The organism is Bartonella acomydis (genome assembly GCF_039543025.1).
Lineage (GTDB): Bacteria > Pseudomonadota > Alphaproteobacteria > Rhizobiales > Rhizobiaceae > Bartonella > Bartonella acomydis.
Genome location: NZ_BAABIY010000012.1, coordinates 387,441 through 410,319, shown reverse-complemented (window position 1 = coordinate 410,319; position 22,879 = coordinate 387,441). Strand labels below are relative to the sequence as shown.

Genomic DNA, 22,879 nt, shown 5'->3' with positions numbered 1-22,879 from the left:
TCGCCCTTGCCTTTATTTAAAACAAGGGCGAAATATTTTTGCTGAAATGTTTTGTTGATTATTAATTCAATGTCATATTGAATCCCGCACCTATACCCCAGTAACCACCAGAATGGGTGACAGATACATTAGACAGAACAGATCCGCTCTCAGATGTATAACCAGCACCAAAGGCAAGTGCAGATTGACTACGCCATAAGCCAGTACCAAATCCAACACTTAATTTTCCAGGTATATCATTATAGCGTAAGTTTGACACTGCTAAACCAATAGCTGCTGCTTGTCTTGCTTCTTTTCGCACACCCTCAATGCTGTAATTTAAAGCCTCAAACTTCATATCCGTATACGATTTCGCTTCATTAATAACATCCGTCATCGTGTTATTGAGAATACTATCGAAACGTTCATCTGTATATTTTTTTGCCTTATCAAGAACTACATCTATCTTCTGGTTTGTCTCCCAAAGTTGACTACCATTAACAGCTTCTTTCGAATCTTCAGAGACTTTACCAGCCGCTACATTGTCTAACACTACGGGATCACTTTCACTCACGCCAGCTAATGTGACTTTATTGATCTTATCACCCTTTTCATCTTTATCATACTTAACTGCATCATTCGTAACCGTATTTTCAATATTTTTTATCTGTTGATCAATATTATTTACTCGGTTTTCAACCTTGCTAACCCTATTATCAACCTCCTTTACCCTATTATTTGTTTCAAAAAGTTGACTACCATTAACAGCTTCTTTCGAATCTTTGGATAAATTACCATCCGCTACATGCATAATCTTACTATCCTTATGATCATGACGAGCGTCATAGGCTTTTTCCTTTTCGTTCCAATTTAAGCCATTTGATGAGACACTCTGGGTAACATTGTTAATACGCTTGTTAATACTTTCCATGCTTTCATTAACACCTTCAAACGCACCTGCAACATCATTATAACTCTTCTTGTTATCATCATTCTCATCATTCTTGAATTGTGAAACATAGAATGTGGGAGCTTTCCATTCCCCATTCTGATAGCCTGCACCACCACCAAAATATGTAGAAAGTGAATGGATCACTGAATAAAGCTGAGACCCATTTATAGCATCTGTTGATTCAGCAGCGATGTCTCCAGCCTTAAGGTGCATAATCTTGCTATCTGCTTTTTTATCGCCTTCACCATGTTGAGCTACAAATGCTTCTTTCTCATTATCCCACAATAAGGCATCATCTTTTGTTTTATTGATTTCATTGGTCATCTCATTGGTGATTTTATTTTGAATATTCGTGAAAGATGTACCAACAGCAGAAAGTGCTTTTTCTACAGTATCATAGCTTTGCTCTTCTTCCTTGCCATCACCGTTAACAGTTTTAAGCGTAAAAGTTGGTGCTTGCCATTTTCCATTCTCATCATAACCAGCACCACCACCAAAATATCCTGCAAGATTATTACTCATCGAATAAAGCTGTGAACCATTGATAGCTTCATTCGAATCTTTAGTAATATCACCATCTAAAAGGAATTTAAGTTTGCTATTCGTTTTTTCTTTACCGTGCTGAACAACGAATGCCCCATCACTCTCACTCCACAATAAAGCATCACCTTGAACTTGTTGCGTGATATTCGTTAATTGATCAGTCATATTCTTGATACTGCTATCAAGCTGACCTTTGTTAACGGCGTCATTGTTATTCTTTGCATCTTCCACACCAGAAATAATACGATTTGTGCCATTTATGTTGGTAATATTGATTTCTGTGCCTTCTGTTTTCGCTCCAATAGTAAGACGATTTGTTTTCTTATCCTGCTGAATAAAACTGTCACCCTCCACTTTGATAATGGCATTATTAATCTGGTTGGTAATCTCATTGCTGATTTTATTCTGAACATTTGTAATAGAACTACCAACTCCACTCAAAGCCTCAGCTACATTATGATAAGTTTCATCTTTTTCCTCACCATCAGTGTTAATAGTTTTAAGTGTAAAAGTAGGTGCTTTCCATTCACCATTTTCATATTTAGCATCGCCTCCAAAAGTTGTAGCTATATTCGTAGCAGCAGTTTGGAGATTATTTGATACCGTTATGACATTTTGATTTGTCGCAAACAACTGTGAACCGGTGATGGCTTCATTTGAATCTTTTGAAATGTCACCATCCTTTATACCCGCAAGAATACGCTTTTCACTTTTGTTGTTGGTAATATCGATTCTCTCACCATCTGTATCTTTACCAACAGTGATAGATCTCGTTTCATCATCCTGTTTCACAAAGCTACTGGCGGCTAACTGTTCTTTGACATCTTTTTCAACTTTTTGCAGTTGTGCAAAATTCACCGCATCAGTTTCTGCAGTTCCAGCTTTCACACCAGAAAGAGTTCGAGCTCCACCAGTTTTATTGATAAGATCAATTTTATTACCATCTGTATCCTTACCAACGGTGATAGATCTCGTTTCATCATCCTGTTTCACAAAGCTACTGGCCGCGACTTGTTGTTCGACTTGTTTTTCAATTTTCTGTAGCTGTCCAAAATTCACCGCATCGGTCTCATCAGTACCCTCTGATACTCCTGTGATCTTTTTACCGCCAGCATGAATACCCTCAGTCGTTATTTGAGGACCATTTGCAATTTTCAAACCCTTTGCATCTAAAGTATGCTCACCTGCTCTTATGCTATCAAGCGTAATGTTCTTTGCGAGATCAAATTTTATGTTATTATCATCTGTACTTTTTGTGATTTCAAAATTGTTACTTCCAGCAGCCAAATCTACTGTGCCATCTATACCAACAACTTTACCATTGGCACCATTAACAGATAGCTTCCAACCTTTATTCACGTAGTCTCGTAAGGACTTTAACTGTGCAACATTCACCGCATCGGTATCTTGAGCACCAGCTGCTACCCCCGTAATTTGCCGCGAAAATTTATTAGTATTATCACCCACACTAACAGCACCTAACGTACTTTTCCACTCATAACGTATTTCACCTGATTCATCTCCTATAAAAGGATCATAACCAGCAATACTACCACCAACATCCGCTACAGAACGTGCTCCTATAGCAATTCCTGAATTCACTGTTGCTTGCGACTTCATCCCAAAAGCCATAGACTGAACACCAAGTGCAGATGCTTCAGAACCTATAGCAATTGAAGATTGCCCATCAGCTATGGCATCTTTAAAATCATTGCTAGTCGTGTTAATTTTTAAACCTTTTACAACCGCTGCTTCTTGTATTGCTTTTAGCTGTGCAAAATTCACAGCGTCAGTATCTGTAATCCCCGCCGCAACTCCTGTAATCTTTTTACCGCCAGCATTAATACCATCGGTTTTTATTTGAGGACCACCCGCAATTTTTACGCTCTCCAGCGTAATGTTTTTCGCGAGATCAAATTTTATGTTATTATCATCTGTACCTTTTGTGATTTCTAAATTACTTCCAGCTGCAAAATCTACAGTATCGTCTATCCCCACAGCTTTAGCATTTTTACCATTAACAGATAGATTCCAGCCCTTATCTACATAGGTTTGCAATGATTTTAGCTGTGCAATATTTACGGCGTCAGTCTCTTCAGTACCTGCTGCTACTCCCCCAATTTGCCGTGTTTTACCTTGCCGAACATCACCAACACTAACAGCTCCGTAAGTGCTTTTCCATACAAAATCAGCATCTCCTCCCTTCTTCCCAAGAGGACTATACCCTTCAACACCAGCTACCACAGCCGCTATAGAATGCTCTCCTATAGCAATACTTCCCTCTGCCTGTGCTCTCGAATAAAACCCTATAGAAACAGCGTGTTTTGCCCCTGCATATGCACGATGACCAACTGCAGTTGAACCATACTCCAAAGCTTTAGAAACAGAACCCAAAGCTGTTGAATAATCGCCCTGTGCACTGGTATAATCATTTTCTCCGTGTCCGCTCTTATCATTATATTCACCACCCAATGCGGTACTGCTTTCCCCTATAGCATGAGCCATATAACCTACAGCAGTACTCCATTTTTTTTGCGCTGTCGCTCCTCCACCCAAAGTAGTATTTGTGTCTGCACGTTGTAATCCGGCATCACGCTCTGTTATTGCAGTTGAAACATTATGTAAGATATCAGCTACACTAATGGTCGCTGTATTCTCATCATGCTGTGCTACCTGTTGGGAAGACATACTATTACGAACAGATAATTGCGGGCTCATAATAGACTGTTTCTTTTCTTCCTCTCTACTTGCCATTCTTTTCGAACGGTTATTACCATCTGACGTAGGAGTATTTATAACAATACTATCATCGCTCACATCCCAAAAGATTTTGGTTAAAAAATTTGCATTATCATTCAAAACATTAGCGTTTGATGCCAACGCTGTATTCTGTACTGTTATATAATTATCTTTTGATACATCATGAAGCCCCAAATAATCTGTTGCCTCATCATAAACAGAGATAACACTTTGGGGATACACCATAGAAACAGCCTTTATATCTGTAGAAACCCCTTCTCTTGAATCAAGATTTTTTGAAAAAACAGGAGAAACACACGACAAAAGTGCAGCGATTGAAGTCAATGACATAACTTTAATAAAAGAAAAACGAGAAAATTTTAAATCATTCCCCGCTAATTTTGTATATAATTTGTTCATAACAAATTCCCCAATGAAAAAAATTTAACTACAAACACAAAAAAGACATATTTAAACGTTAGACTCGTTTCTGGGCTGTTTTGTGGCATAAAAATTTATATGATTGAAAAGATAGAAAAATTACGTATTTTGTTAAAGTGAATATATCTGTTTTTTATGTTCCCCGAAAAAATAAGATTCATTTTTTTATATATCAGTTAATATTTATTTAATTACTTAGGTTTCTTTGGTTGTTTTTTGAAAGGATAATGTTGATTTTTTGTTTTATTTAACAAGAAGATGCTAATATAATGAAAAAATGAATTTTTTTTCTGTTTACAAAATTCCGGCATAGAAGGTTTTTTTGAATATAATAATTAATTTTAAATGTGCATTGTTGTTTTTACAGTTTTCAATATCAAAAGCAAGTGCATATTAGGGTATATGTCGCTGTCAACTGTATTTTAATGCTTCTTAATTTTTCTGCTAAGCAAAAGCTACATTTATAAAGTACTATTTAAAAAACAACCAATAACGAAAATCAATTAAATTGTTGTTGGCCAATTTAAGCGTATCATTGTTATCACTACATTCAGAAACTAGCATATCTTTAAAGACATATTTTCCCCTATTAGAGAATTGATAGTAAATTTACAGTTTTGTATAGAGTATATTGTCCTTTTTTTCTATCCATAAAGTGTCGCAAAAACTTTTAGCTGTAAAACTTAAAAGTAGAAAATAATCAGCATGTGATTTATGAAAAATTGCATTTTTTAAAGTTCGCTTGCTTGAATGAGAGTGTAAATTTTTTCTGTTTACTAGACCCGTATTTATCAATTTATATATGTGTCTTTTTACAAATATAAAAACAATTCACCCCAGTCTCATAAAACATGGGGTGAATAAAATTTTTGTCAAATGTTTTGTAAATTATTAGTTCAGGGTCATATTGAATCCCGCACCTACACCCCAATGACCGCCGGAAGTGGTGACAGATACATTAGACCTAATATTTCCCCTCTCTGATGTATAACCAGCACCAAAGGCAAATGCAGATTGGTTACGCCATAAGCCACTACCAAATCCAACACTTAATTTTCCAGGTGTATCATTGTAGCGTAAGTTAGCTACTGCCAAACCAATAGCTGCTGCTTGCCTTGCTTCTTTTCGTACATTTTCTATACTGTAATTTAAAGCCTCAAACTTCATATTGGTATAGTTGTTAGCGCGTTCAACAGCATCGTCAATCGCATCAATAACAATATTGTTTACCCGTTGATCTGTGTAGTGCTTCGATTCATCAAGAACAATTTTCATCTGTTCTTTGGTGTAATCATGGAGTTGCCCACCATTTATAGCTTCTTTTGAATCCTTCTCAATGCGACCATCAGCAACATTATCAATCATAACAGGTTCACTAGGATCGCCACCTTTCAAAGTAATTTTATTGATTTTTTTACCGTTTTCATCTCTATCATAGCGAACAGCATCCTCAGCAATATTGTTAATTCTATTATCAATATTATCAACTTTAGCATCAATGTTGGTAACTATGTCCCCAATATCAGCAATAGTATTGGAAATGTTATCGACTCTATTTGAAATATGCTTAACATCTTTTTCAACACCAGAGATACGCTCATTGGTTTTCCACAGTTGTCCACCATTAACCGCATCTCTCGAACCTTCCGATATGTCACCATCCGCTACATTGATAATTTTGTTTGGTTGACCATCGCGTCCAGCATCATAGGCTTTTTTATCCTTATTCCACTTTAAAGCATCCGAATCGACCTTGTTGATGACATCATCAATACGGTTATTAATATTTGACATATTTTTGTTGACGTCACCAAAAGCATCAGCAACATTATTATGGTTTTTCTCAACAGTTGTACCATCAGCATTAACTTGAATAATCTTGAAATTAGGTGCTGTCCATTTGCCATTCTCATATTTAGCACCACCACCAAAATAAGCAGCAATCTTATCACCCATCGAGTAAAGCTGGCTGCCATTGATCGCATCTGTTGAATCTTTAGAAATGTCACCATCCAAAAGATACTTCAATTTGCTATTTGTTTTTTGTCCATCTTTTTCATGACGTGCAATAAATGCTTGCTCTTCTTCATCCCACAGTAATGCATCTTTGGAGATACCTTCAATTTTTTGATTAAAATTATTGGTTACATTTGTTAAACGACTATTCACACTTTTGACATTCGCATCAAGCCCTGTCAACGCTGAGCCAACATCATAATGGTTAACTTTTCCTACCGTACCATCTTCGAGAATAACAGATAAGCTATATTTTGGTCCTTTAAAAGCGCCATTTTCGAATGAGGCACCTCCACCAAAATAATTTGCAATATCTCCTGATATTTTATTAATCTGGCTACCATTAACGGCGTCGTGGGAATCTTTAGAAATTTTGCCATCCTTGACATTCAAGAGAGCAACTGATCCGTTGTTCTTATCACCGCCCAAAGTTACACTACCATAATTAACACTACCATCTTCATCTTTATCATAGAGAACTGCAGCAACACTAGCTGTCTCAATATCTTTAGAAATCTTCTCTATGCTTTTATCAAGTTGATCTTTGTTAACAGCTTCATCGCCCTTCTCTGCTGCTTTTACACCAGAAATCTTACGCGCTACCTTGCCAAAGCCTGCAATGTTGATTTCTGTACCAGCTTTATCCTTACCAATAGTGATAAGTTTCTGTTCTTCCTCCCATTTAACAAGGCTATTTTTTGTTATATCAGAGATTTGATTGTGAATATTTGTGAAAGTATTATTCACATCTTCAAAAGCAGCAGCAACGTTTTGATGAGGCCTTTTAGAAACAGTACCATTATCTTCGATATGATAGACATGGAAAGTAGGAACATGCCATTCTCCATTTTCATCATATCCAGCACCACCCCCGAAATAATTAGCCACGTCATTCATCGAATTTATCAAATTTTGATTAACATTCTTGATATTTGTATCAAGCCCTGTCAACGCAGAACCAACATCATTATGTTCTTTCTGTTTGACTTTACCATCTACACCAACATCCGATAAATTATATCTTGGTCCTGTAAAAACACCACCTTCAAACGAGGCATTACCACCAAAGAAATTTGCAATGTCACTGCCTATAGAATGAATTTGGGAACCATTGATTGCATCTGTTGAATCCTCTGTAATGTCACCATTCAAAAGGTAGGTAATCTTACTATTTGTCGTTTCATCTCCTTTTTTGTGACGCGCAACAAATGCTCCTTCTGTTTCACTCCACAATAAGGCATCTTGAGAGAGATGATCAAACTTCTGATTAAAGTCATCTGAGAAATATGTTATACGACTATTCACATTTTTGACATTCCCATCAAGCTCTCTCAACGCCTCACCGACATTATTAAATTCCTTACGTTCTACTGTACCATTTGTAGAAACTTTAGATAAAACGTATGACGGTCCTGAGAATTCTCCGTTCTCAAATGTAGCACCACCACCAAAGAATTTTGCAATATCTCCAGATATTTTATCAATCTGGGAACCATTAATAGCATCGTGAGAATCCTTTCTGAGATTACCATCCGCAACACCAGCAATAACTCGATTTTCACCGTTAGAGTTAGCAATATTGATTTTGGTACCACCTTTTTCCTTACCAATAGTAATGAGCTTCTTATCTTCATCCCATTTAACAATACTATTTCCCGCTATTTGACCTTTTATTTCGTTTAACTGTGCCACATTAACTGCATCAGTATCCTTTTCTCCATTTGCTACGCCTGTAATCGTTTTATTACCAGCATTAATACCTCCAGTAGTCATATTGGGACCATCAGTAATGACAAAACCGTTATCACTTATACTGGACTTTCCTGTTATAACACGCTTCACCCTTATAATATCGTTTAAAGCAAATTTTACTTCATTGTTTTCACCTTTTGTAATTTTTATATTATTGGTATTTTTGTTATTAACCTCACTTGGAACACCTACAAACTTTACTGTACTGCCTGCTCCAACATCTGTAGCCTTTTCATCTTCAACAGAAAGTTTCCAGCCTGTTTCCATCCCTGCTGTAAAGTCTTTCAACTGCTTATAATTTACAGCATCAGTATCTTCTTCCCCTGCCGCTACTTTTGTAATTTTTTTATTGTCAGCTTCAATACCACTCGCTGTTATTTTTGGACCACCATTAATAAATGTAAAGCCATCCTTATTCATAATACTGTTGCCTGTCACGACACTCTCTAGCGTAATCTGATCCTTTAAAGCAAACGTGACTTTATTGTTTTCAACTTTTTTAATTTCGATATTTTTTTTACCGTTTCCCCCTCTAGTCTCATCTGCGATAAGATCTACTGTATCCCCAGCTTTAATATCTGTAGCATTGTCACCATCAACAGAAAGTTTCCAGCCTTTTTCTGCAAGTGTTTTTACCTCAGTCAACTGTTTATAATTTACGGCATCAGTATCTTCTTCCCCTGCCGCTACTCCTTTGATCGTTTTATTACCAGCGTGAATACCTGTAACAGTTATGCTCGGCCCATCACCATCTTTAAATGCAAAGCCAACAGCACTCATAACGCTTTCTCCCGCTGTGACAGACATTACATTAATATCATCAGCTAAATCAAACGTAACATTACGGTCATTATCTCCTACTATCTTTATATTCTGGCTACCTTCCTTACCAGCTGATTGTAAATTTACTGTATTATTTTGTCCAATAGATACACCATTTCCACCATTAACAGAAAGTTGCCAACGTATTGTAGAAGCGTCCTTTACCTCTCTCAACTGTTTATAATTCACTGCATCGGTATCTTTAGTCCCCTCTGCTACGTTTATAATCTTTTGATTTCCAGCATCAATGCCATCCACAGTCATACTGGGACCATTATCATTAATAAAAAAGCCATCCACAGTCATGCGCGAATTATTTTGACCATTAACAAAAAAGCCATCATCACTCATAGTACTTTGACCTGTGGTGACTTTCGTCAACTCAAGCTGATCATTCAAAGCAAATTCAATTTTATGCTTAATATTTTCAGTATTTTTTTCAATCTTTAAATTGTCTTTTCCTACTTTACTATTTTTCACTGAAAAATCTACAGTATTGCCTGAATTCACGTCTGAAGGATCTGTATCGTTAGCAGAAAGTTTCCAAGCTCCTGATGCTGCAACATTTATAGCTTTTAACTGTGCCACGTTTACGGCATCAGTATCCTTAGTACCAGCAGCCACACCTGTAATCTGACGTGTTATTTCTCCATCAGTATCACCAACACTAAAAGCTCCTGCTGTACTTTTCCATGTCATATCAGTTTTTTTTGTCTCTTGACCTGTTGCAGGATCATAACCCTTATCACCCTTTTCTCTACGAGAAACAGAAGCACCACCTACAGCAACACCATCTTGAACAAGCACCTGTGCATTTGCACCAATAGCAACAGAATCTTCTCCTTTAGCGTAAGTATGTGTCCCTATAGCAATGGCATTTTTAGCCTCCGCCAACACTTCTCTGGTAGGACTAGATTCTGCAGTTCTATCAGATCTCCTGCTTCCTATTGCAATAGAACCTGAAGCTTTAGCATTAGCATCTACACCTATAGCAATACTCCTGCTGCCAGAAGCAGTTGCAAGTCCACCAATAGCCACCGCAGATAATCCTGATGCTTCTGAACTCACGCCCATGGCAACACTTGCTCTACCGCTTGCAAGTGCAGCAACACCAAAAGCTTGTGCTCCACCAGCCTTTGTGGTTGCACCAGCACCAAATGCTGTTGAATAATTTCCCGTTGCCGCAGCTCCACAGCCCGTTACAAAAGAATAAACACCATAAGCCTGAGGTAGAATATTCTGATCCCCTCCCGTAGCAGTCCCCATATAAGCCCCGTTTTGAGTCAAAACCCCTTCCCTTACCCAAGTAACTTTTTTAGTGGTCGTGCCATAAGGAGTACCACCGTTGTTATCTGCTTGATCAAGGATAAAATTTTCAAACTCTTGCGCTGCAGTTATTTCTGTACCTGTTTTTGATGAATTACCACGATCCTTAACATTATCTACACCGCAATAGTCATCATCACCAGCAAAGACGATACTGCCATGGCTACCGAATGGATAAGGAACATCAGCACCACTCGAATTACGAACCACTGCTCCTGTTGTGGAAACGCCCGCAGCAAAAACAGGGGAAACACTGGACAAAAGCGCAGCCATTGCGGTTCCCAATGAAACAGCTTTGATCACATTTGGTGTTGAATATAATTTTTTCATAAGAGCCTCCTCCAACAGAATTCAACATCATAACAACGCGCAAAAACTCTCATGGCAAAACACTTTGTTTGCGCACCGAAAAACAAAATAAAGATAAAACTTACCCCCTCATGATGCCGATATTGCTTACTGCATCATCCTAAAATCTCTGCAAAACATTGAATCTAGAAAAGTCCCTAACCCTTTTAGCTAGAGGGATTCAAGCTAAAAATAAAAAAATACAAACTATGAGAAAATACGACTATCTCCATTCAAAAATACTGCGATTTATCTCTTAACAAAAATAGTTCCACTTAAGAGCAATTTACATTTCAAATAAAGCGCATAAACAGAATGGCAAGAGTAGAAAAAAATAAATTTTCATAAATTTGCAAAAATACTTTTTATTAAATACAAAAAGAGTTATTTTATAACAGTTGTATTTATCTATATAAAAGTTATAACTTTTTAGACTTATTTTATAATGTAGTAGCTTATGAACATTATGAGAACCACATTTTTTGTTATGGGATAACCTACTCCTAAAGGATAATTATTTTTATAATAAAGAGAAAATATGCGATAATTTATTGTTTTTATAGATATTTTTATCACTCAATGCGTTTTTCTTTAAACTAAATTTGATAGCAGAGGAGACTATTATTTTAAAAGGCCGTTAATTCATATCCCCTACGAAAATTTCCTGTGAGAGTTTTATGTGCCTTTTCAGCTTCGATTTTGCACTTTAAATGAAGTTTTAAAAGAGGCAAAGTAGCTTCAACTTCTTCCATATCGTTGAGGTTTTGAATAAATTGTTGCAATTTTCCATAAACTCTGCCACTCATTCTGCCACATCTTCAGGGGAAAGCTCTCTTTTTGCCTCATGATAGGTCATATAAGTTAAATGCCTAAGCTTTTTCATCAGCCCAACAGAAATCGCTTGTGATTTGAAAACTAGGCGCTTTTGCCACGTCTATAAACATTTCACCTTCACCCGTAACGAGCTAATTTAAAGATATTCACAACGGTTTTTTATATATCCACAGTATAGACGCAGGAGGCTATCGCAATTCCGTTTCATAATTGCACATAGTTGTCTCAGGAATACCAAAATGTTCAGCAAATTGTTTGCGCTCCTTGAAACCAAGAGTGTTTCTTACTTTTCGCAGTCGTTTTGCTAATTCGGTTCTAGGTTCTTTTTCAGGACGTGCCAAAAAATTATTCCAAATACCTATTTGGGTATTTATAAAGGCATATTTAGGCTATATGTTTACTTATTATCACTCGTTAATTGGGTAGGTATCATAACATAACCCCATAAAAAACAAATATTACAGCATCCGTTTGCAGAAGCGGAATTTATGACAATCACACAAAAAATGCGATTGCCGTGGTATTTTGTTGAACTGCACCCCTGTAATATAACTTTGGAAAAATTAAGCCTATCAAAAACTCTTTTCCAGTATCAAAAACATTTGGACACAGTCCAATGAAAACCAAACACACCACTCCCAACTCTCTCAGTTGGGACGCCAAGCAAACTTTTGCCAACTGCTTTATCAAAAATTACAGTCATATTCTTTTGACAGCAGAAAAGCTCAACACGCTTTTTCTCACCTAACTGCCCGGTAAACCTGCTTAAAGCTCTTTGCAAGAATCTATAAATGTACTTCCCATAGTTTTTACATTACAATATAAAGTCAAAAGTTTATCAACGCCTAAAACATACTACAAAATAGGCAAAATAAAAATAATTGATATTTTGCAAAAAATGAGAGCATTACCTCTTATACAAAGACTAAAGCTTTATAAGACCATGCTTGCTTATTATTCATATCAATAGAACTGCCTTGGCTTTAATTGGTCATGATAAAATCTCAAGGCATTTGACAATACATCTTAAATGTCACCCCCCTTTATAATAAAGATATTTTTACATCTCTTCAAGATTGTAAATGCAAGATCTTAGAGCAATGACGTGTTTGACAGACATTGACTTTAAAACTGATACTTTGCAGAAAATTGACAAAACTATCATGTTGGTATACATGGCAATTTTTGGTGATGACATGAGATGAAACATCAAACGTAAAAGCCATATGGAAAAACCGCAACGTGGAGGAGTGAGCATGGCCTCTTTATGCGATAAAGAATTATCCGATACCCTTGTTGGTCTTTATGACGACTACCAACGTGGTTTTGACATTGGAGAAGAGCTTAAGTTATGCGTGGATTTAGCTTTATCTCTTGAATTGGAACTCAGCATTCTCCGTTTAAGCGAAGCAGATGCAATTTTGAAAAAAGAAATTGTGCAAACCTTGCATCGTCATAAAAACTCTCATTCTCACGAAAATGAGAAAATTGATGATGCTATTCCGTATATGGACTTTGAAGAACGCAAATAATAATATATAATCCCTTTATGGATTTTCCTGATTACTTTGACTTTGCCGTGCTTAAACATTTAAAGCAATGAGTTTCCATATTCTCGCAAAAGTAATATTCATCAAAAAATGTATTTACACTTTTTGGTGATCATTAAAAATAATTGTTATTTTATAAAATATAAATTTATGCTTTGTTCGTTAAAAACGTAAACCTTAGTCTTTGCCACCCTTTTAAAAGCAAATATGAAAAGTATGGTAAATGCTCATAAACATAGTATATGTTTATGGCATGTAAATACAATTTAGTGTTTTTCATTTCTGTAAAACAAGACGATGAGCATTCCAACAGCCGCAATGATACTTTGAAAAAATAGAGAGACTGACATGAAATGCTGTTGGTATCTCTTGCCATAAATAGATAGAATCCAAGGATACAACACCCAGAAATACCATTAAAACTTGCCTGAAGTCTTCCTTGATATTTGGGGTCACAAGAGAGTTGCGATAAAGAAATCGAAAGAGCCCAACTCGAAAGCCCAAATCCAATCATAAAATAAACAGGAAAAACAACAAATTTATGTGTATTGATAGACGGAATGACAAGACCGATAACCATAACAGCTAATAAAAATGCCAATGTTTTCCTTATGGATAAAATTTTACAAAAAAATGGTGAAAAAAGTGCACCAATAAATACACCCATGGAATAAAGTGCCTCAAATATTGCAAAAGTCCTACTATCCGCGTTTAAAACCTCTTGTGTATAAGGAATGAGAATAACAGGAATGGTCATTAAAAGCGTCGTAATAATCATCTGGCTCATATAAGGCATAAAGAGAACTGGATTCTGCTTAAAATAACGAAGAGACGCTGTATAATTTTCCCACCAGTTGGAGTTACTTTGGCTTTTAGATCTTCGGGATTTAGGTACTTTCATTGCAACGTTAAACAAACCAGCAATAATAAAAAATATACCCCCTATCAAAAGTGTGCCTTTTGTTCCTGCAAAGGCGAGTATAAATCCACTAAATCCCATACCTATGATAGTGCCAAGTTCATAAACCATATCAATTGTTGCATTTGCATTAATGAGCTGTTTTTTGGTAACAATACTTTGGATTAAAGGAACAGCTGATGGCATATAAAAAGAAATCAAAATTCCCAATAAAGTAGATAAGACCATCAAATCAATTTCTATGCCAAATTGCCAAACTATTACCCAAACTACAAGCACCAAACCCCTGACAAGATTTGAAATGATAATCTGTATTTTACGATTGTATTTATCCGCCAATACACCCCAAAAAGGTGCTAAAAGGATGCTTGGCATCCAAAGAAAAAACATTAGAAGCGCTACACCACGAATTGAACTCGTCTGATTGTAAGCAAGCCATGATAATGCAATATAATTGAGCCCATTCCCAAATGTAGCAAATAAACCGCTCAGCGTAAAATAGAGGAAAGTTTTTTTCTCGAATAAAGCAGCGCGTTCTTTCAAATTTGCAACAAATATAAATTATTTCCTTGTACACACGTCATTTAGTATGTAGTATAATCACGTTTTCAAACACATATTTAGCTCTTATTTTTAAGTTCATTAAATTTAAGAAAACACTCTAAACACAATGTAGGGTAATCTTAACATACAGAAGATTCATAAATATTTTTCCTCTCATTGAGAGTTTACATTGCCACCATAAATGTAAAACAGTAGTGCTGAAATGAGTTATTTTGACTGTAATAATCACAAAACGAATAGGTGATCTTATTTTTATGATAAAGTATTTAAGATTGATCATTCCCGTAAGCAGATTATAAATTTGATGTTAACAAAAAGCATTAAAGTAGTAATCACATAAGAAATGAGACAGATTTTTAGAGAAATATATGGAATTTCGGAGTGATTTGCGTAAAAAAATAATTGACTTTAAAAATACTTCATTGAGACACAGGAAAATATTAATCTTATGAAGGACTTAAAGAATAGTCCCCAACACTTCTTGGAATTTATACTTGACACAATGGGCAAAGGAGAGATTCTTTATGCATAGCGTCATTCGTGAAGGGGATCACACTACATGCTATAAACCATTCAACCACAAAGTGAAAAGTTTGATGGATTGGCTGATGATTATGATCGCTATCGTCCACGCTACCCTCTCAACCTATTTAAAATCATGCTGCTCCCTTTTAAGGACAAAAAGCATTTGTCTATCGTGGATATTGGAGCTGGAACAGGCATCGCATTAGAGGGAATTGTTAAACTTCTAGGAAATGAACACCAATACCATGCTATCGTTGTATCAGCAGATATGATTGAGCAAGGGCAAAGAAAATTTCCTTTTGTACAGTGGTATCACGGCAAAGCTGAAAGCCTCTTGCCCCAAATTAGTAAGGTTGATCTTGTTGTTACGGCGCAAGCATTTCAGTGGATGGAACGCCCTCTGTTGTTTAGAACTGTCTCAAGTCAACTTCGCCCTGAAGGTGTCATGGCGGTTATTCAAAACAATCGCGACTTTCAAAATAGTCAATTTTTAGCCGCTTATGAAACATTATTAGAGGAGATGAGCCCTGACTATTCCCGTCATTATCGTAATTTTGATTTTTTACAAGAAATGTGTGATGGTCTTGGAGTAAATCCAGAAAAAGTTGCTTTACATACATACAATTGGACAATGACAATTCCATCCGAAGCTTTTATGGGTATGAGCCGCTCTTCAACGCAAGCGCAACGCGCCATTGCCAGCCATGAAGAAAAATATTTGCGGCAATTGGTTACGCTTGTAAAACAATATGAAATGCAGGGAAATTTGGAACTTTTGTATAGAAGTGAACTCTACATCTATATAAAATAATCTTACATCTATAATTCTCCTCATTATCTTTTAATGCATTATAATACCTCCAAAAAAACGAAGTCATCCCACCCAAATCGATTGTATAAAAAGCTACCTAAAATTATCTTAGCGCATCTCAATCTAAGATCATAAATAATTTCTGCTCGATAATTGAGGGGTATTGCCAACTCAAAATCCAAGCTTATCGCGACAATGATCAAGAATAACCCCGCAATCTTGAATTAAACAGAGACAGCCTTGAGAATACAAATATAGCAGTGCTCATCATCTGGTAAAGTAACCCTTTAACGGCAAGGTCCCTCCCAAGAAACGCAGCAAAAATACTAGCCTTCCCCGCTACTCAAATTTCCGAAGAAACCTTTGGAATGCTTATCACATAACATCCTCATTGGTTTTTCTAGGTCTAACGATAGCTTTTGGGCCCCTTACACCCTATCCTTTTGATAAAAAATGGTCTTGTGCATATTAACGCCTCGTTACAATTGGGAGATTTATACAAAAGACGGATTGTCATCTATAACCTACTTTTATTGATTGCGCTTTTTTATTATGTCGACTCCCCTTTGGGTTTTATTGCGGTCTCTATCTCTATGGTTATCTTTCTTTGATCACCTTAAGTACGCTGAAAACTTATAATACTAAACTCGCGCTCAGTGGTTATCTCTTAGAAGCCACCAGCCCACGAGGAGGAGAAGCTGAAGTCGGCTATAATGGTTTGATTGCAACCATTTGTGTGTTTGACATTATCATAAGTCTTCTGGCCAAATATGTTATCTTTCGCGATGAATATAGTGCCGAGTGCTCTACAAACGACTTGCCACCTGTCACCGATAAAAAAACAATGCTTATACCGTAAGCAGATAAGCTTTCTCCCGAATTTAAACTTTTATGCGTCTGCATAGACCTTATTGGCTTTCACATTTGTGCATATAATACACTGGCAACCATTCTTTTTCAGAGTGTGAAAAATTTTGGCTCTGAATATTACGGACTGAGCAGAACAATTGGCTGCTTACTATGGTTTTCTTGGAAATAACCCCTCAACTACCGATCGGCGACGGAAAAAAGCAGCGATGCAAAAACGCTTCTGTGAAAATGATTTATCTTATATACAATCAAAGGTTCTTTTACAAAAAACAATTGTACTCTCGATAATTTTGAAAGCCTCAGCGGCTATGTGATAAAGCCGAACGATTCTGCTGAGAGTTATGGTGTTTTGTTTTTCTCTAACCATGAAAAAGTAGCGGCGTGCGTCTCTGAGATTGACTGAACGCAGAAAAATATTTTTGGTACGCCTAACAAGGCTTATTTGCTTCAAGAGAGATTAGAAGGAGAGGAACACATCTTAGATGCCATTGTAAAGGGAGAAGCTATAAAGATATGCTCTTTATCGCGATAAAAAAAGGGTATCCATAACGGAAGTGCTTTTGTTTATGAATTGCTTGATGCTCAAGCCCCCCTTTATGCCGCTTTTATTTCTTATGCAAAACAGTACATTCGCGCAGTGAGGATTGAATATGGTCCTGCGCATATGGAAATCATGCAAACCACGCGTGGTCCAGTGATAATCGAATAAAAGCCCATCTCTACGAAGGAATTGCGCCCACTTTGTTTGCACACTGCTATGAAGATGATTTACTTGAAAGCTCCGTTAACCTTATTACGAACGTGTTTTCACAAACATCAAATTGTTTTAAGAAAAAAGGGCCTATTATCTTTCTTATCAACAACATTGCCGATCATATCATAAAAGATGTTAACCTGTGGTAGAAAAAGCTTCATTCTTGGGAAAATGTAGTTCATTTTATGCTCTTTTTAAGAAAATGAGCCTCTACCGCTGACTATCGACTTAAATACCTGCCCAGCCATTATAGCAATTTGAGGCCAGAGTGATGAATAAATTATCGACTTTGGAAAGAATAATTCGTAGCAATTTGCTATAGAGAGAACATCAATTGAAATCAACAAAATCAAAGAAAGCAAAATCCTTGAACCTTTATATAATCCGTTGATTTTATGATAAATGGCGGAGAGAGAGGGATTCGAACCCTCGATATGGTTTCCCATATACACGCGTTCCAGGCGTGCGCCTTCAACCACTCGGCCACCTCTCCAGAAGTGTGCACACTATACCCATAAAGGAATAACGTGCAAGTCTAAACTCTCTATTCAAAATTCAAAAAATGATTTTATCCATAAAAATAAAATGTGACACTTCTTGAATAACAACTCTGTTCTCTTTGTTTAAAGCAGAAAAATTTTTGAAATCACAAACATACCTGCTCTCTGAAGAAAAAATACTCTCTTCAAATTGATTATGCTGCTCATGTTTTTCAAAAATAAAGCATTACGCAACAAAAGAAATCCATTATCATTCATTATATCTAAATATCGACAGAAACAATAACTGCCCCTCTTTTGCTCCTTAATATTAAAGCATAGGACGCAATAAACTTTATTCTAACAAAAATGATTTATAACGTATTTTCTTCACGAAACTGCTAAGATTGTACGCGCTCTTCCCTTAAAGCTCCTCCATCACCTTATATCATCCTTAAGAGCACGTACAGCGCGTGCAGTTTCACAGTGTAATGCTTTTTTTGCTAAAATTTTCATCTCTTCAAAACTATGTGTCTGTAAGCATGCTTTTACGGAAGCAATATCACTGGATATCATGGAAAGTTCATGAATCCCAAGTCCCGTTAAAATCATCGCAGCAAAAGGATCGCTAGCCATACCACCACACACACTAACCCAACATCCATGTTTTGCTGCACCTTGAATAGTCTGATCAATCATCCGCAAAACCGCTGGATCAAGACTATCTGCTTCAGACACAAGATAGGGATTTTGTCGATCAACAGCCATGGTATACTGTGTTAAGTCGTTGGTTCCTATTGAGAAAAAATCAACATGAGCACTCAAAACATCTGCCATAATAGCTGCTGCAGGCACCTCAATCATAATACCAAGCTTTAATTTTGGTGCATCAACATCGCTCTGAATTTCTTCTGTAATCTTTTTTATAGCAAAAATCTCTGACACAGACATAACCATTGGAAAGAGAATCCAGAGATCTCCACCATCTTTGGCAGCGCGATACAGAGCACGTAACTGAGGAATCAAAAGATCACGCCGACGTAATAAAAGCCGTGTTCCTCGAACACCTAAAAAGGGATTTTCCTCTTTAGATAAGTGTAAATGTGTAACCTGTTTATCTCCACCAATATCGAGTGCACGAATAATTAATGGCTTATCCCCTACGGCTGCAATCATCGCACGGTACACATCAAATTGTGCTTCTTCATCTGGAATATGTGGACTCTCTAAAAACAAAAACTCTGTACGCATGAGTCCAACTCCTTCAGCCCCCAAATCTAGCGCAACAGGAACCTGATTTGCATAGTTGACATTAGCCATGATACGAATTCTCTGACCATCTGTCGTCTGTACTGGTAATTTATAGACATGTATCTCATTGTCACGCTTTTGTGCGACAATATTTATCTGTCTTTGAGCATCTTCAATATCCTCAGGAGTAGGATCAAGGTAAATAAACCCATTATCGCCATCAATAATAGCTTGAACATCACATTCAACTGCTAAAATATCCATCCCTGTAGCGACAACCATTGGAATTCCAAGGGTACGCGCCAAAATAGCCGTGTGAGACAGTGGACCTCCCCATGCAGTTGCTAACCCTTGTACTTTCATACAATCAAGCTGCGCTACATCAGAAGGAGAAAGATCATCTGTAACAAGAATAACACCATGTGGAATATCATTTAAAAAGAATGATCTATATGATGGATTAATTTCACCCAAAACACGACGACCAACATCAATTAAGTTAACAGCACGAGCTGCTAATAAAGGATTATCAACCTTAGAAAACATATCTGCAAATTGCCGAACTGCTCTATCCCAAGACCATGCAACACCATGACCTTCTGCAATCAAGCGACAAGTTTGAGCTATTAGATTTTCATCTTCAAGCAAAACCATTTGCGCAGAAAAAATTGCCGCTGAATCTGCACCCATACGCGCTGTGATATCAGCAATAACGGATGCCATTTTATGTTTCGTTTTTGTAAGAGCATTTTCAAAACATGCCGTACCAGCCGCAAAACCTATTGGCTGATCCATTATGGAAATATCATTTTGTCTTAAAATAAAAGTCTTTCCAAAAGCTAACCCTGAACTTGCTCCAATACCAGAAATGCTTTTTTGCTTAGAACTCGGATACCAACCATGAAAAGCTTTTGTTTGAATTTCCATTTCTCTCATTACACATTTTTCACTTATGCTTACTTTCTTTGCAACAGAAATGGCATCCTTAAGAAGTTGTACTCCTTCTACAGCATCCGTTGAAAAAATGAGAACATCACCGTTTTTTGCTCCTAATTGTAATAAACCAACCAAATTTTTCATTTCAACGACATACTGACCATGGCGAATCCTGATAGAGCTCTGCGCTTTTTTTGCAAAGTCAACCCAAAGAGAAGCTGGTCGTGCATGAAGACCACTTGGATAATCTAAAGTCCATTCCTGACATACCGAAAGGTCTCCTATAGAAGCCTCTCCTCTTGTCATGTCCTGACCAAAAAGATTTGTAACAATCTGTTGTTTATCAGAAGTTGTCAAAAGGATCTCAAGCCGTTCTTTATCAAATAAAAGACTCGTCAATTGTTTGCAAATCTCTTTATAGCGATCTAGACAAGTTGCAATGGCAATAATCAAACGCGCTTTATTTCCATCCCGCCATTCAACACCTGCAGGAATCTGAACGACAGCAATAGCTTCCCTCATAACTAAATCATTATTTTCAAACATTCCATGGGGAATTGCTATACCATTTCCAAACCAAGTATTTGTTATTGCTTCACGTTTGAGCATGCTTTCTAGGTAATATTTATCAACGGCACCAATCTGCATAAGTAACCCAGCAGCAGCATGAATAGCATCATTTTTATGATTAAAGGCAGCTGCAAGTTGTACAGACTTTATAGATAAGATTTCACTCTCATTAAAACCTGTATTCATTGCTTCTGCTTCCTCACATCTTATCATGGATTTACATTGCCTCATGTTTGAATAGAAATGTTTTGATCAATTTTGTTTCAAAACCACATTTTCCAAAATATAAAGAACACGTTGAATTGCCGCTGTTGTAGGAAATATAACCAAGCAAGACGTTCAAACATTTTAACATGACATATCTAACAATTAGATAACACCATCCCTAAATTGCTTAAACCATCATGGAAAATTTAACTCCTGTTCTTTACTTTACAAAAACAAATGTTCCCAATCTTTATGTACAAAACTAACTGAAAAACTATTTTTAAAAACATTCTCCCCCCCCCCCCATTCCAAGTTATTGGATATAACTCGTTCCTATTCCCATACGGAAATAAAAAATCAACCATCTATAATTTCAGCTGATATTTCAATTTTCTTCCCTCAAAATTGAGTAAACTGCCCTTAACTCCCCTTAATTCATTAATTTATTACATGATTATAAATTATTCTACACACCCCACCTCTTTAAGATTCCACATTTAAATACGCCACAACACAAAACTCACAAGATATAACCCTAACCCCTCTGTAAACTTCCCTTTATCAAATAGATACCACAACTCTACAATGCCTCTTTTCTAAACATCCGCAAAATATGGCCCCTTTAAAATAACATCTTCGACAGTTAAAATCATGTCAATTTCTATAAATGATCTTAATTTCTAGGTATTTTAACAAACAAGACAACTAGAGCTCTTAAATGAAAAGCATTTTTATCTTCAACTAAGCTTTGCTCTTATATTCATAGAGTCCATCTTAGGCTCAAATAATAGATAAAGCAAAAATGCTCTTGAGATTGCTCATTGTATGTCTGCCATTTCAATGACTTCAAATTAAATTCCCTTAAATGTAACCCCACACCAAATTAATTCCCCAACCTCAATACACCTCACTTACAAAGCAGCTTCAATCAACAATTTGTATAATCTTTTTTATTATTGCTTTTCTTTCAAAATGGATAATCTCACTCTTCCTATAACCGTTTAAGAAGATTACAGATATCATAAACACTCATAAGTTGACTCGTTCTTACCAAAATGATCGTGCCAAGCTTCCCACAAAATTTAAAATTCTCCGAAAATCAATTGCCTCTCTAAAATATAAATTGTTTAGTGCTTTTTCGCGTATAAAGAGAAAAAATTCTCCTCGCCATCATACACCAATTTATCGATAAGTTTCATCATCCTATCAATGTCTTTAGTACAAACAAAATATAGCACAAATTTTCTAGTTCTTTGAGAAACAACAATTCCAAAATCTGCTTTTTCAGTTTTCTGCACATCTCTATATCAATACAAAAAAGGAAAGATAGAACTCTATCTTCCCTTTATTAAAGATTCATAATCTCACAACCGAATTCTAACGAAATACCGGTTATGCAGAGAATATTATAGCCTATTCTGCCGTCTCTATCTGAGAAATGACCGAGACATAAGCACGGTTATTTGCTTTCTTTTGAAAAGAAACTATACCGTTTGACAGAGCAAAAAGGGTATGATCTTTTCCAATACCGACATTATCACCAGGATGCCAGCGCGTACCACGCTGGCGAACAATAATATTTCCAGCAATAACTGTTTCACCACCAAATTTTTTAACGCCAAGACGTTTCGATTCTGAATCGCGACCATTACGCGAGGAACCACCAGCTTTTTTATGTGCCATGGACGTTC

The 22,879-nt window shown here is 36.5% G+C and carries 8 protein-coding genes, 1 tRNA gene and 2 pseudogenes; 4 read left to right on the top strand and 7 right to left on the bottom strand.

What is annotated here, in order from left to right; genetic code table 11:
* Positions 1 to 61: 61 nt before the first annotated feature.
* The 3 genes and pseudogenes from ABD909_RS03575 to ABD909_RS03565 all read right to left on the bottom strand — a co-directional run bounded on the left by ABD909_RS03575 (position 62) and on the right by ABD909_RS03565 (position 12,093).
* Positions 62 to 4,633, bottom strand: coding sequence for a Vomp family autotransporter (locus tag ABD909_RS03575; protein ID WP_345096571.1), 4,572 nt, complete (start codon positions 4,631 to 4,633; stop codon positions 62 to 64).
* Between the two features lie 912 nt (positions 4,634 to 5,545).
* Positions 5,546 to 10,900 carry a Vomp family autotransporter gene (locus ABD909_RS03570; protein ID WP_345096570.1) on the bottom strand — a complete coding sequence of 1,785 codons (5,355 nt, stop codon included), beginning with the start codon at positions 10,898 to 10,900 and terminating at the stop codon, positions 5,546 to 5,548.
* Between the two features lie 644 nt (positions 10,901 to 11,544).
* A pseudogene (locus ABD909_RS03565) lies at positions 11,545 to 12,093 on the bottom strand (helix-turn-helix domain-containing protein).
* A gap of 915 nt (positions 12,094 to 13,008) precedes the next feature.
* Here ABD909_RS03565 and ABD909_RS03560 point away from each other — a divergent pair.
* On the top strand, positions 13,009 to 13,284 hold the full coding sequence (locus ABD909_RS03560; protein WP_345096569.1) for a hypothetical protein: 276 nt from the start codon (positions 13,009 to 13,011) through the stop codon (positions 13,282 to 13,284).
* Between the two features lie 284 nt (positions 13,285 to 13,568).
* Here ABD909_RS03560 and ABD909_RS03555 read toward each other — a convergent pair.
* A pseudogene (locus ABD909_RS03555) lies at positions 13,569 to 14,779 on the bottom strand (MFS transporter).
* 607 nt (positions 14,780 to 15,386) lie between these two features.
* On the opposite strand from ABD909_RS03555, the gene ABD909_RS03550 reads away from it, so the two are divergent.
* The 3 genes from ABD909_RS03550 (at position 15,387) to ABD909_RS03540 (ending at position 17,700) form a co-directional block, all read left to right on the top strand.
* Positions 15,387 to 16,121, top strand: a complete 735-nt coding sequence (locus ABD909_RS03550) for a class I SAM-dependent methyltransferase (protein ID WP_425547927.1) — start codon at positions 15,387 to 15,389, stop codon at positions 16,119 to 16,121.
* A 607-nt stretch (positions 16,122 to 16,728) separates the two neighbouring features.
* Entirely contained in the window at positions 16,729 to 16,980 is a 252-nt protein-coding gene (locus tag ABD909_RS03545; protein WP_345096568.1) for a hypothetical protein, read from the top strand.
* Positions 16,981 to 17,562: 582 nt separating this feature from the next.
* Positions 17,563 to 17,700: a hypothetical protein gene (locus ABD909_RS03540; RefSeq protein WP_345096567.1), complete on the top strand. Its 138-nt coding sequence runs from the start codon at positions 17,563 to 17,565 to the stop codon at positions 17,698 to 17,700.
* A gap of 448 nt (positions 17,701 to 18,148) precedes the next feature.
* Here the strand turns inward: ABD909_RS03540 and ABD909_RS03535 are convergent.
* The 3 genes from ABD909_RS03535 to rpmA form a co-directional block, all read right to left on the bottom strand.
* Positions 18,149 to 18,238 (bottom strand) — tRNA-Ser (locus tag ABD909_RS03535).
* A 424-nt stretch (positions 18,239 to 18,662) separates the two neighbouring features.
* The gene (ptsP, locus tag ABD909_RS03530) at positions 18,663 to 21,194 is read right to left on the bottom strand and encodes a phosphoenolpyruvate--protein phosphotransferase (RefSeq protein WP_345096566.1); all 2,532 of its coding nucleotides are present in this window, start codon (positions 21,192 to 21,194) and stop codon (positions 18,663 to 18,665) included.
* A 1,407-nt stretch (positions 21,195 to 22,601) separates the two neighbouring features.
* Positions 22,602 to 22,871 carry a 50S ribosomal protein L27 gene (gene rpmA, locus ABD909_RS03525; protein ID WP_345096565.1) on the bottom strand — a complete coding sequence of 90 codons (270 nt, stop codon included), beginning with the start codon at positions 22,869 to 22,871 and terminating at the stop codon, positions 22,602 to 22,604.
* Between the last annotated feature and the right edge of the window lie 8 nt (positions 22,872 to 22,879).

What these genes read in the sequence shown, in the direction of transcription:
- ABD909_RS03570 (WP_345096570.1), bottom strand. Translation starts at nt 10,900, where the DNA reads ATGAAAAAATTATATTCAACACCAAATGTGATCAAAGCTGTTTCATTG.
- ABD909_RS03575 (WP_345096571.1), bottom strand. Translation starts at nt 4,633, where the DNA reads ATGAACAAATTATATACAAAATTAGCGGGGAATGATTTAAAATTTTCT.
- rpmA (WP_345096565.1), bottom strand. Translation starts at nt 22,871, where the DNA reads ATGGCACATAAAAAAGCTGGTGGTTCCTCGCGTAATGGTCGCGATTCA.
- ptsP (WP_345096566.1), bottom strand. Translation starts at nt 21,194, where the DNA reads ATGATAAGATGTGAGGAAGCAGAAGCAATGAATACAGGTTTTAATGAG.
- ABD909_RS03560 (WP_345096569.1), top strand. Translation starts at nt 13,009, where the DNA reads ATGGCCTCTTTATGCGATAAAGAATTATCCGATACCCTTGTTGGTCTT.